This window comes from Nocardiopsis kunsanensis DSM 44524, from assembly GCF_000340965.1.
In the GTDB taxonomy this organism is placed as follows: Bacteria; Actinomycetota; Actinomycetes; order Streptosporangiales; family Streptosporangiaceae; genus Nocardiopsis; species Nocardiopsis kunsanensis.
Map to the genome: position 1 here is coordinate 16,465 of NZ_ANAY01000013.1, position 11,354 is coordinate 27,818.

Genomic DNA, 11,354 nt, shown 5'->3' on the forward strand with positions numbered 1-11,354 from the left:
TTACGTAAAACGTAGAACCATGGTATGTGCAGGGCCACCTGTTCGGCCACCCTGCCCTCCGCCCTCGCCTGCCTCGCGCTGTGCTCGAGCACACGTCCCCCGATGCGCATCGCACCGCCACCACAGGAGTAACGTGAACCCGCCAGTTTTTGCACTGACCAGTCAGTTCAAAACAGAGGAGGACAGTCATGCGATGGGCCACCGGGGCCCGCGTCCGGGCGGAGGGCCTCACGCTCACCACACGTGAGGGCCCCGTCTACACCGGCGTCGACCTCACCGCCCGGCCTGGCACCCTGACCGTGTTCCAGGCCGACTCCGGCGGCGGACGCAGCGCTCTGCTGCTGTCCCTCACCGGCCGAATGCGCCCCAGCGCCGGGAGCCTGTACGTGGACGGGTTCACGCTGCCGAAGCAGGCACGCAAGGTGCGACGCATCAGTTCGCTCGGGCTCATGGACGACATCAACGCGCTGGACGAACGGTTGCGTGTACACGAACACCTCACCGAGGCGCTCATGCTGCGCAACCGTCCGGCAGGCCGCGGCCTGGTCGACCGGGCCGTCGAGGCCGCCGACGTTCCCGGCATCGACCGGTCCGGTTCGGTCAAGAACCTGTCCACACTCGAGCGCCGTCGGCTGGGGCTGGCACTGGCACTGATCGCCGAACCGCGACTGCTCGCGGTGGACGAGGTCGACAGCGGTCTCGGTTCCGGCCACCAGGCCGACCTGTGGCGCACCCTGGCCCGCCTCGCGGAGGAAGGGATCACCGTCGTGGCCACCTGCGCCGATACCCGCGCGCTGGATGCGGTGGGAGGACCACTCCTGCAGGGTCCGGTCCCGATCCACCAGGAACCCGGGACCGGCCCGGACCGGCCGGAGGAGTCCGGGAAACCCGATCGGACGGGGGCGACCGAGAGGTCGGACCGGATCGAACGACTGCGGCTGCGCAGCCTGCTGCGCCGGGGCGGACTCCCGGGAGGTGACCGTGCCGACCGGACGCAGGCGTGAGGCACCCCGTGTGCGGTTGTTCGCCGCTTCCCGACTGGGTCTGCTCACGATGTGGTCGTTCCTGCGGTCCCCGCTCACAGCGGCGGCGCTGGTCGCGCTCGTGCTCATCCCGCTGCTTTACTCGGGGATGTACCTGTGGTCGTTCTGGGACCCCTTCGACCGTGCCGAGCACATGCCGGTGGCGCTGGTCAACGAGGACGAGCCGGTCGTGGTCGACGGGGAACAGGTCGACATCGGCGGCGAGCTGACCGACGAGCTCCTGGACCGCGGCGACCTCGACTGGCACCTGGTGGAGGCCGACGATGCGGCCTCGGGGGTGCAGGAGGGCGAGTACTACGTCTCCCTCACCATCCCCCCGAACTTCAGCGAGGACCTCACCTCGCCCTCCCGCGACCACGAGGGCCCCACCCGTTCCCTGCTGGTCGCCAACTACAACGACGCCAACGGCTACGTCGTACGCCAGATCACGGGCAGTGCGTTCGAAGCGGTCCGCAGGGCGGCGGCACAGGAGGCCACCAGCGACTACTTCGACGAGATCTTCATGGGGTTCAACGACGTCCAGGGCAGGACCGAGGAGGCGGCCGAGGGGGCCGGAGAGCTCTCCACCGGCGCCGGCGACGCCGAGGAGGGCGCCGGTGAGCTGTCCGAGGGCGCGGGCCGGGTCCACGAGGGGGCCGGGGAGCTGGACGAGGGTCTGACCGAGCTCCTGAAGGGCTCGCGCACCCTGGCCACGGGCACCGAGGCCGCTTCCGAGGAGGTCGGGGGCCAGGTCGAGCGCCTCGACGAGTTCGCCGACGAGTGGCAGCCGCGCGCGGAGGACGACCTCCCTGCCCTCCAGGAACGGGCCGAGGCAGTGGCGGAGAGCTCCGCAGAGCTGTCCACCGCCCTGGAAGCGCTGCCGGAGGAGACCGAGACCGAGGAGCTGGCCGAGCTCGACCGGCGCCTGGGTGAGTTCCTGGAGAAGAACCCGGGACTGGCCGACGAGTACCCGGAGGCCCACGAGATCCTCCTCGACGTGCAGGACGGCCTCGACACCGCCCTGTCGCTGGCGGGTTTCGTGGAGGACCACCGTTCCGACATCGACGACGCCGCCGAGACAGCGGCGGCGGTCAGCTCCACCGCATCGGCCCTGGCCGAGGATCTGCCGGATCTGGTGGAGAAGGCCGGCACGGCGCGCGAACGCGCCGACGAACTGGCCGAGGGCCTGGACGAGCTCTCCACGGGGGCGGGCGACCTGCGCGACGGCCTGGTCGAGGCCTCTTCGGGCGCGAGCGACCTCGACGAGGGGTTGGGCTCGCTCAGCGGCGGCGCCTCCGACCTGCACGAGGGCCTGGGAGAGCTGGCCGGAGGGGCGGACGAACTCGCCGAGGGACTCGACGAGGGGGCCGAGGAGATCCCGACCTACTCCGACCAGGGCAGGGCCGACGCGGCTGAGATGATGAGCGAACCGGTCTCGTTGGACAGCGAGATCGACAACGAGGCCCCCGACTACGGGACCGGTTTCGCCCCGTTCTTCGTGCCCCTGTCGCTGTGGGTGGGTGCGATGATGGTGTTCATGGTGCTGCCGGCGCTGTCCTCACGAGCACTGTCGTCGGCCGCCCCGTCCTGGCGGGTGGCGCTTGCAGGCCGGGTCGTGCCGCTGATGCTGGGCTCCGGCCAGGTCCTGGTCATGATGGCGGTGCTCAGCGGGGGCCTGGGGCTCTCGGCACCGAACTGGCCCGCTCTGCTCGGGTTCCTGCTGCTGACCTCTGCGGCGTTCACGGTCACGGTGCAGTATCTGAACGTGAGGTTCGGTTCGGCCGGGCGTGTGGTCGCGCTGGTGCTGCTGGTCCTGCAGCTGACCTCGGCCGGGGGGACCTATCCGATCGAGACGAGCCCGGCGTTCTTCCAGGAGGTCGGGCCGTATCTGCCGCTGTACTGGGCGGTGACGGCCGTGCGGCAACTGCTGGCCGGGGGTGAGATGCTCCTGGTCGGGCAGGCGGTCGGGGTGATGTCGCTGTGGCTGCTCGTGCCGTTGGTGCTCACCTGGATCACGGTCGAACGCAAGCGCACCCGGACGATGAAGTCGCTCCACCCGGCGCTGGAACTCTGAGAGAGCCCCGCCCCTGGCGGCCCTGCGGGTGTGTTCCCCGTGACCACGCCCGCAGGGTGCACAATGGACGGTCGACCCCTCCCGGGCCGTCCCCGGTCCCGCACCCCGTGTGCCGTCACCAGGAAGGAGCGGGCGCGTTCCCTCCCGGGGCGTGCCCCGGACGAGGATGAGTACGAGCACCCCGCGCCGCGGACGCGCCTCCGGCCGTCGTGAGGCCACCCGGCAGCGCCTCTTCGACGCCGCGTTGTCGTTGATCGCCGAGCACGGATACGACGTCACCACCGTCGACGAGATCGCCGAACGGGCCGGTGTGGCCAAGGGCACCGTCTACTACAACTTCGGCGGCAAGGAGGAGCTCTACACCGCGCTGTTGGAGTGGGGGGTCACGCGTCTGGCCGAGACCCTGCGCGAAGCGGTCCCGCCGCCGGAGGAGGGCGTGGACGAGCGCGATTCGTTGATCCGGGTCCTGCGCGCGGGGGTGGTCTTCATCGGCACGCACGAGGAACTGGCGCGGATGCTCATGGCCGAGTCCTGGCGCACCAACCGTTCCTGGTACGCGACCGTGCACCAGCTGCGTACCGAGGCGATCGGTGTCATCACCGGCCAGTTGGAACAATTGGCCGGGCGGGGCCGCCTGCGGCCGGACCTGGACACGGACCTGGCCGGCTCGGCTCTGTTCGGCATGGTTGTGACGGTGGCGTTGAACTGGCGTAATCTCCAACCTGAGCGGCCCGTCGAGGACATCCACACCACCCTGGCCCACATGGCCGACGGCCTGATCGGTCCCGCGTAGGGAACGGTCCGGCCGGGGCTGCCGGTGCGTGCCCGACGCGCCCCCTCACTGCCGTCCCCCCGAGAGGATCCGTTCCATGGCCGCGCTGTATCCCTTGTTCCCCGTGTTGGCCGGTCTCGTGCTGTTGTGGTTCGTCACCCGGGACACCCGGGTGGAGCTGCGGTTGCTCCGCCACGGTGTGCGTGCCAAGGGCCGGGTCATCGGCTACACCGAGACCTCGACCTCGGCGCGTATGGTCGTGCAGTTCCGGACCGAGGACGGGGTGGAGGTGCACGCCGAGCACGAGAACACCGGGTGGGCGGCCTCGCGTTCGGGCGAGATCGTCACCGTCTCCTACGACCCCGATGCCCCCGAGCGGGCCCGGATCGTGTCGGGTCCCTGGATGACGCACTACGTGCGGGGGCTCTTCGCCGCGCTGGGCCTGTGCCTGACCTCCGCGGGCCTGCTGTTGGGGTATCTGGCCTGGACCTGAACCGGTGCGGGCGGGCCTTCCGGTACGGATCACCGGCACGGATCAGCGGCCCGGCGCGGTCCCGGATCCGGTCCCGGCCCCGGCGGGTGCGGGCCCGGGTTCACGGTGGCGTACGAGCCGGGTGGGCAACGTCCCGGTGAGGGTCGCCCGGGTGGTGACCCGGGTCCCGGTGGCCAGGTCGGCGAGGCCGGCCCGGTCGGGGCGCAGGAGTGCGGTACTGGTGTGCACCGCGACGAGGACCGGGGCGAGCCAGAGCGGCGCGAGCACGAGGGCCATGGCGACCGGCAGCGGCAGCAGGAGCGCGCGCACCAGGACCCGCCACCGTGCGGCCGAGTGCGTGGAACGCGCTTCGGCCAGCCCCAGGTGAAGGGCGGCCCCTCCGGGGGTGGTGCGGTCGCGGCGCAGCTGCGGAAGTACTGCGGCGCCCACGACGGCGACGGCCAGGAGCACGGTACCGGCGGCCTCGGGCGAGGGTTCCCAGTCCGTCCACAGACGGACCAGGGCGAGGGCGGAGGCGGCACCGAACCACCACAGTCCCAGGTCCACCAGACCGGACAGGAGCCGCCGGGCCAGCCCGGGGACGGCGCTGTCGGGCACGGCGCCGGGCCAGCCCCGGGCCAGGCGTCCGGGTCCGGTCCCCAGGGCCAGGCGTGCGGTGAGCCAGCCCAGGAGTGTGCCCAGCACACCCATGGCCACCAGGAGCCACGAGGTCTCGGCGTAGGCGCAGGGGTAGACACCCAGGAGTCCGGTTCCGCGGACGGCGCCCACGGCCAGGGAGAGTGCCGTTCCCAGGGCCAGGGTGGTCAACGGCCCGCGGCGGAACCGGTGTCTGGCGAGCAGGCCCACGGGCAGGAAGACCGCGGCGACCAGGGCGAGTTCGGTCAGGCCGTGTCCGGAGGCGGGCGGGGCTGCGGGTTCGGCGGTGCGGACGCAGAGCCCGTCGGTGTGGGTGGGCAGCGGCCAGACGGCGTATGCGACCAGCGCGGTGCCCGAGTAGAGCGCCAGGAGGGTGAGTTGTCCCGGTAGCCCGGTCATCGGCCCGTAACGTGTGTGCTGTGCGCGCAAGTAGAGCGCGGCCCCGGCCACCACCAGCAGCGGTACCAGCGCCACGGCCGCCTCGACGGCGGCCGGTCCCCCGGTGTCGAAGGGTCGACCCATGCTTTGCCCGCCTCCACCCGACGTCGTTGGGCGCCCCGACGGGGCGTGTTCCGATGGGCCACGCTAGCGGGCCCGGAGGAGGACCGGCGGTCGATCGGGAAAATCTCCCTCCGGGGGCGTTCGGAGGTTCTGCATCGGCTGTCGGATCCCTTGCGATACAGGGGCTTCCCGCACTTGAGAGGCCTTGGGACACCATTACTCGACCATATGTGACCTTTGCCCCAATGTAGCATTGTGTAGTCGGTTGTATTCCGAGACGTTATGCGTCCTCGGCTGGACATACGCGTCCGTCATGGCAGACTGCCGACATCCCCCGCATCACCCGCCGATTCCGGGGCGAGATACGATTCCCAACGCCATAAGCCGCGTTAGTGGTTACCCTACGGTAGTCCCGCGTCACACCCCAGGCCGGGCCGCCGCGCCCCAGGGATCGTCCCCGAACCCGCACCCCGAGCGGGTCCCCCAGGTGCCCTCAGCACCCGGCGACACACCGCACCCGATGAACTTCGACGCGGATCGACAGGAGAACCGTGCAGGCAGTACCCAAGCGACGTGGGCGCAGTATCACCGCCCGCATCCGCGCGATGGTCATGATCCCCACCAGCGCACTGTTCGCGCTGTGGCTGATCCTCACCGGCGTCCTCGGCACCTGGGCCGGGTTCCAGCTCATCCTCGCCAACGCCACCGAGGACCTCGTCACCCCCTCGGCCGTCGGCCTCGTCGATGCCATGGGGGAACGCTCGGCCACCATCGCCTACATCGAGAACCCCGAGGACGCGCAGCTCTCGCAGGAACTCGCCGAGGCGCGCGCGTCCACCGACGACTCCCTGGGCACCATCGTCGAGGACCTCATCGGCTTCGCCGACATGTCGCCCGGCGAGGGCGGCATGCACATCGAGATGCTGCACGACATGTACAGCGACATCGACCAGATCCGGAGCGCTGTCGACTCCGGTGAGGCCGGCCGCGCCGAGGTCCTGGACTACTACAACGAGCTCATCCTGCACGGCGCCGACAGCTTCGACTCCCAGGGCCGTGAGGGCAACAGCGGCGACGCCGTCAGCCCCGGTTTCAGCGCCATCTACACCTTCCGTATGGTCGACACCCTCGCCAAGGCCGACGCACAGATCGCCCGCGCTCTCAACACCGGCGAACTCACCGTCGAGGACCAGCGCGAGTTCACCCGTCTCGTGGGCTCCTACGAAGGCTTCATCGAGGCCAACTCCCGCTACCTGTCCGACGAGCAGCTCGAGCGGCACGAGGCCGTTCTCGACAGCCCCGAGTGGGAGCGCCTCAAGGAGTACGAGCAGGAGATCATCGACCGCCGGGTCGAGAGCGACACCGTCACCGACCCGATCACCCTCGAACCCGAGTCCGTCGACGACCTGACCATGCCCGTGGAGGCCGACGAGTGGCGCGAGGCCTACCAGCCGGTCCTGGAGGAGTTCACCGCCATCGGCGCCGCCGAGGCCGAGTACGCCGCCGCCATGACCCGCTCGGGCGCCAACACCTGGGTCATCATCGCCATTGCCGGAAGCCTCGGCGTGGCCGCCGTCATCACCGGTGCGACGTTCCTGGCCCGCCGCTCCTCCCGAGAGCTCACCGGCCAGCTCCTCAAGCTGCGTGACGACTCCGAGACCCTGGCACGCGAACAGCTGCCCGATCTCATGGCCAGGCTCCACCGGGGCGAGCGTGTGGACACCAAGGCCTCGATGCCCGAGCTGGAACGTTCCGACGACGAGATCGGCGACGTCGCCGAGGCCTTCAACACCGCCCAGCGCGCCGCCGTCGACGAGGCCGTGCAGCAGACCGAGCTGCGCCAGGGCGTCAACCGTGTCTTCCTCAACATCGCCCACCGCAGCCAGACCCTGGTCCACCGCCAGCTGCGCCTGCTGGACAGGATGGAGCGCGAGCAGGAGGACCCCGACCAGCTCTCCCAGCTGTTCAAGCTCGACCACCTGGCGACCCGTTCCCGCCGCAACGCCGAGAACCTGTTGATCCTGGGCGGGGAGGCCCCCGGCCGTACCTGGCACCGTCCCATGCCGCTCATCGACGTGCTGCGCGGTGCCATCTCCGAGTCCGGCGACTACACCCGGGTCAAGCGCCAGCGCCTCGCCCGCGTGAACCTCAACGGCCCCGCGGTCGCCGACGTCATCCACCTGGTCGCCGAGCTCGTCGACAACGCGACCATGTTCTCGCCCCCGCACACCAGCGTGCGGTTGAGCAGCGAAGACGTTCCCAACGGCGTCACCGTCGAGATCGAGGACCGCGGTCTGGGCATGTCCGACGGCGAGCTCGCCTCGGCCAACAGCCTGCTGGCCGAGCCGCCCGAGTTCGACGTCATGCGGCTCAACGAGAAGATGCGCCTGGGCCTGTTCGTGGTCTCGCGCCTGGCCCACCGCCACGGCATCAAGGTGCATCTGCGTGCATCGCCCTACGGCGGTGTACAGGCCATCGTGCTGCTGCCCCAGGAGCTCATCTCCGGTGACCGCGCCTCGCTCCCCGCTTCCCCGGACACCAGCGAGGACATCTGGGAGATCCGCCGGGCCACCGGAGACAGAAGGGGTTCCGCCGAGTCCTCCGGTTCCGCCGAGTCGGCGGAGCAGGAGACCGAACAGCCCAGGCCCGTACTGACCTCGGTGCCGTCCCGGACCGGCGACTCCGACGAGCAGAACGAGGAGCCCGGCTCCCCGGCCCCGCAGGACGAAGGCGGCAACGGCGGGTCCGCCACCGGCGCTCCCCCCTCCGGCACCGACGTTCTCGCCGAGTCCCCTGAGCAGCCCGGCCCGCAGGAGTCGGGCGCCGCGAACGGCTCCGCCCCGTCGCGGCCCCCGCTGCCCACCCGTACCTCCAAGATCGCCGCTGTACCCGTCGAAGGGGAGAACTCGAACGAGAGATCCGGTCCCGACGACGACGCCCAAGGACGCCCCTCCCTGCCCAAGCGGCGCCCCCAGGAGAACCTGGCCCCCCAGCTGGCCGCCGACCCCGCTCCGTCCGGCGCCGAGGAATCTCTCTCCGGAGGTCCGTCCGGCGGTGAGATGAACAGTGCCGAACGACTGGCGCGCCTGCGCAAGAACATGTCCGCGTTCCAGAAGGGCACTGACCGCGGACGGCGCGACGGCAAGCAGACCCACGAGACCGACAAGGACGAGTGACCGTGACGAGTACCCCCGAGAGCGTCGAGCCCGGAAACGGAAACGCCGCGGGCAAGAAGGACATCAACTGGCTTCTGGACGAGCTGCTCGACCGTGCGGTCGGCTCTCGGCACGCCATCGTCCTGTCCGCCGACGGACTGCTGATCGGACGCTCCAATGAGCTGATCAAGGAAGACGCCGAGCACCTGTCCGCGGTGGCCTCGGCCTTCCAGAGCCTGGCCCGGGGCACAGGCCGCCACTTCGGCGGGGGCGAGGTCCTCCAGACCGTCGTGGAGATGGAGAACGCATACCTCTTCGTCACCGGCGCCGGACGTGGAGCCTGCCTCGCGGTCATCGCGGAGGAGAGTTCCGACGTCGGCATGATCGCCTACGAGATGAATGTGCTGGTCGAACAGGTCGGCCGCTACCTCGACGCCGCTCCCCGCAGCGAGAACGCGTCCGGGGAAGCCACGCGATAGGGGACAGCATGCAAGCACACGACGACTACGGTCATGAGGACCGGCCGCACCACCTCCCCATACGGGAGGCGGGTGGCGGTCGGCCCCGTCCGGCCCCGCAACCGGAGGAGCAAGCCCCTCCCGAGCCCCCGTCCGGCCCCGACGCCGGTCCTCTGGTCCGGCCGTACGTGATCGCTCAGGGACGCGACCACGCCGACACCGTCAAGCTCGACATGATCAGCGTCGTCATCGCGGCCAAGCGCGCCGAGGTCGACGAGATGGAGCTGGAACCGGAACAGCTGCGCATCCTGGAGCTGTGCCGGCGCCCCCAGTCGGTGGCCGAGGTGTCCGCCCACCTGGAGATCCCGGTCGCGGTCGTCAAGGTCCTGCTCAGCGATCTCCTCAACCGCGGGCTGGCCCTGGCCCGCGCTCCTTACACAGCGAAGAGCCCGGTCAGCCGGGACGTACTCCAGGCGGTTCTCGATGGCATCCAGAGACTCTGACACGCAGGCCCCGGTCCCCTCCGCACTGAAGATCCTCGTCGCGGGCGGTTTCGGGGCCGGCAAGACCACTTTGGTCGGATCGGTCAGCGAGATCGCCCCGCTGAGTACCGAGGAGGTGATGACCGAGGCCAGCTACGGGGTCGACGACCTGTCCGGGGTGGAGACCAAGTCCACCACCACGGTCGCACTGGACTTCGGGCGCATCACCATCACCGATTCCCTCGTGCTGTACCTGTTCGGCACCCCCGGCCAGGAACGGTTCTGGTTCATGTGGGAGGAACTGTCGGAGGGCGCGCTCGGCGCGGTCGTGCTCGCCGACACCCGGCGGCTGGAGACCTGCTTCGCCTCGGTGGACTTCTTCGAGCGGCGCGGTGTGCCGTTCGTGGTCGCGGTCAACTGCTTCGAGGGCGCCCACCTGTACAAGACCGACGAGGTGCGCGATGCGCTGAGTCTCGATCCGTCGATCCCGGTGGTCCTGGCCGATGCCCGCAGACGCGAGTCCTCCAAAGAGGTGCTGTTGACCCTGGTCAACCGGGTCGCCGACCAGATGGCCGCCTGAGAGGCGACACCCTCCGGGCCCCGTACGCGGGGCCCGGAATGCCCTCATCCTTTGGACACGCGGGCCTTCCGGGTAAAGTACGCCCACAGGTACCCCCGCAACGACGGGGTCCCCGAGCAACCCGATGACCGCGATCCCGTCATGGCGGGTCGCACGAAGGCGAGTGGAGTTCGTCCACATGAAGCGGTTCGAATGGCGTGACCGCATCCACGAGTTGGATGCCGAAGCCGACTGCGAACAGATCGTACGGATCCTGAGCGCCCACGAATTCCCGTGGGACATCGAGCAGGCGCTGGGGATCGCTCTGTACCGCACCTATGCCGTGCCGAGCGTCGGGCAGCTCCTGGCCGACACCCGGGAGTTCACCGAGCGGACACAACACCGGTACGACGATACGGCGCTGATCCTCAACGACATCCTGGAGCACGGTTTCGGTCCTGGGCGCGGGCGTGACGCGCTGCGCCGCATGAACCAGATGCACCGTGCCTACGACATCAGCAACGCCGACTACCTGTACGTGCTGAGCACCTTCGTGGTCATGCCGGTGCGCTGGCTCAACGACTACGGGTACGGCTGGCGACGCCTGAGCGACCACGAGATCGCGGCGAGCACCAACTACTACCGCAAGCTCGGCAGGCACATGGGGATCAAGAACATCCCCGAGACCTACGCGGCCTTCCACCAGTACCTCGAGGACTACGAACGCGAGTACTTCGCCTACACCGACGGCGGACGCGCGGTCTCCGACGCCACCCTCGACCTGATGGTGAACTTCTACCCGGCCTGGCAGCGTCCCCTGGTGCGGCCCTTCACCAAGGCACTGTTGGAGGAACGGCTCATCGAGGCCTTCGACTATCCCCGCCCCTCGAAGGCCTGGCGTGCCACGGCCGACGGGGCGATGAAGTTGCGCGCGAAGGCCGTGCGGCGGATGAAGCCGCGCGAGGAGCCGCGCTGGGCCCGGATGAGCCCCAACGTCCGGACCTACCCCGACGGGTACGACCCCTCCCGGATCGGTACCTTCCCCCAGGGTTGCCCGGTCCCGCACGGCATGCGCACCCAAGAGATCGGCGCCACCGGTGCCCAGGTGCCCGCGCCCGGCCAGGCCCTGCCACCGCAGGTCCCGTCCGAGTCCACCGGTCGGAGCAGCACACAGCGCTCCTGACGGACCGTCCCCCGAGACC

At 69.9% G+C, this 11,354-nt stretch carries 10 protein-coding genes; 9 read left to right on the forward strand and 1 reads right to left on the reverse strand.

Annotation, left to right across the window (positions count from 1 at the left end):
- Nucleotides 1-188 precede the first annotated feature (188 nt).
- The 4 genes from D456_RS0110620 (at nucleotide 189) to D456_RS0110635 (ending at nucleotide 4,361) form a co-directional block, all read left to right on the forward strand.
- Nucleotides 189-1,004, forward strand: a complete 816-nt coding sequence (locus D456_RS0110620) for an ATP-binding cassette domain-containing protein (RefSeq protein WP_017576160.1) — start codon at nucleotides 189-191, stop codon at nucleotides 1,002-1,004.
- Nucleotides 976-3,096: a YhgE/Pip family protein gene (locus D456_RS0110625; protein WP_017576161.1), complete on the forward strand. Its 2,121-nt coding sequence runs from the start codon at nucleotides 976-978 to the stop codon at nucleotides 3,094-3,096. Before D456_RS0110620 ends, D456_RS0110625 begins: the two co-directional genes overlap by 29 nt.
- 166 nt (nucleotides 3,097-3,262) lie before the next feature.
- Complete coding sequence (locus tag D456_RS0110630) at nucleotides 3,263-3,889, forward strand: TetR/AcrR family transcriptional regulator (protein WP_017576162.1); 627 nt, start codon at nucleotides 3,263-3,265, stop codon at nucleotides 3,887-3,889.
- A 76-nt stretch (nucleotides 3,890-3,965) separates the two neighbouring features.
- Nucleotides 3,966-4,361, forward strand: coding sequence for a DUF3592 domain-containing protein (locus D456_RS0110635; protein ID WP_017576163.1), 396 nt, complete (start codon nucleotides 3,966-3,968; stop codon nucleotides 4,359-4,361).
- Between the two features lie 42 nt (nucleotides 4,362-4,403).
- Here the strand turns inward: D456_RS0110635 and D456_RS0110640 are convergent, their stop codons facing one another.
- Entirely contained in the window at nucleotides 4,404-5,519 is a 1,116-nt protein-coding gene (locus D456_RS0110640; RefSeq protein ID WP_017576164.1) for a hypothetical protein, read from the reverse strand.
- Nucleotides 5,520-6,049: 530 nt separating this feature from the next.
- Between D456_RS0110640 and D456_RS0110645 the strand changes: the two genes are divergently transcribed.
- From D456_RS0110645 to D456_RS0110670, 5 genes are all read left to right on the forward strand, one after another.
- Nucleotides 6,050-8,674 carry a sensor histidine kinase gene (locus D456_RS0110645; RefSeq protein ID WP_017576165.1) on the forward strand — a complete coding sequence of 875 codons (2,625 nt, stop codon included), beginning with the start codon at nucleotides 6,050-6,052 and terminating at the stop codon, nucleotides 8,672-8,674.
- A 2-nt stretch (nucleotides 8,675-8,676) separates the two neighbouring features.
- A complete protein-coding gene (locus tag D456_RS0110650; protein ID WP_026115754.1) occupies nucleotides 8,677-9,132 on the forward strand; it encodes a roadblock/LC7 domain-containing protein in 456 nt (151 codons plus the stop codon).
- Nucleotides 9,133-9,140: 8 nt separating this feature from the next.
- Complete coding sequence (locus D456_RS23960; RefSeq protein WP_017576167.1) at nucleotides 9,141-9,614, forward strand: DUF742 domain-containing protein; 474 nt, start codon at nucleotides 9,141-9,143, stop codon at nucleotides 9,612-9,614.
- Nucleotides 9,595-10,173 carry a GTP-binding protein gene (locus D456_RS0110665; RefSeq protein WP_017576168.1) on the forward strand — a complete coding sequence of 193 codons (579 nt, stop codon included), beginning with the start codon at nucleotides 9,595-9,597 and terminating at the stop codon, nucleotides 10,171-10,173. Before D456_RS23960 ends, D456_RS0110665 begins: the two co-directional genes overlap by 20 nt.
- Before the next feature lie 178 nt (nucleotides 10,174-10,351).
- Nucleotides 10,352-11,335, forward strand: coding sequence for an oxygenase MpaB family protein (locus D456_RS0110670; RefSeq protein WP_040699088.1), 984 nt, complete (start codon nucleotides 10,352-10,354; stop codon nucleotides 11,333-11,335).
- The last annotated feature ends 19 nt before the right edge of the window (nucleotides 11,336-11,354 follow it).

What these genes read in the sequence shown, in the direction of transcription:
- D456_RS23960 (WP_017576167.1), top strand. Translation starts at nt 9,141, where the DNA reads ATGCAAGCACACGACGACTACGGTCATGAGGACCGGCCGCACCACCTC.
- D456_RS0110635 (WP_017576163.1), top strand. Translation starts at nt 3,966, where the DNA reads ATGGCCGCGCTGTATCCCTTGTTCCCCGTGTTGGCCGGTCTCGTGCTG.
- D456_RS0110665 (WP_017576168.1), top strand. Translation starts at nt 9,595, where the DNA reads ATGGCATCCAGAGACTCTGACACGCAGGCCCCGGTCCCCTCCGCACTG.
- D456_RS0110620 (WP_017576160.1), top strand. Translation starts at nt 189, where the DNA reads ATGCGATGGGCCACCGGGGCCCGCGTCCGGGCGGAGGGCCTCACGCTC.
- D456_RS0110640 (WP_017576164.1), bottom strand. Translation starts at nt 5,519, where the DNA reads ATGGGTCGACCCTTCGACACCGGGGGACCGGCCGCCGTCGAGGCGGCC.
- D456_RS0110630 (WP_017576162.1), top strand. Translation starts at nt 3,263, where the DNA reads ATGAGTACGAGCACCCCGCGCCGCGGACGCGCCTCCGGCCGTCGTGAG.
- D456_RS0110670 (WP_040699088.1), top strand. Translation starts at nt 10,352, where the DNA reads ATGAAGCGGTTCGAATGGCGTGACCGCATCCACGAGTTGGATGCCGAA.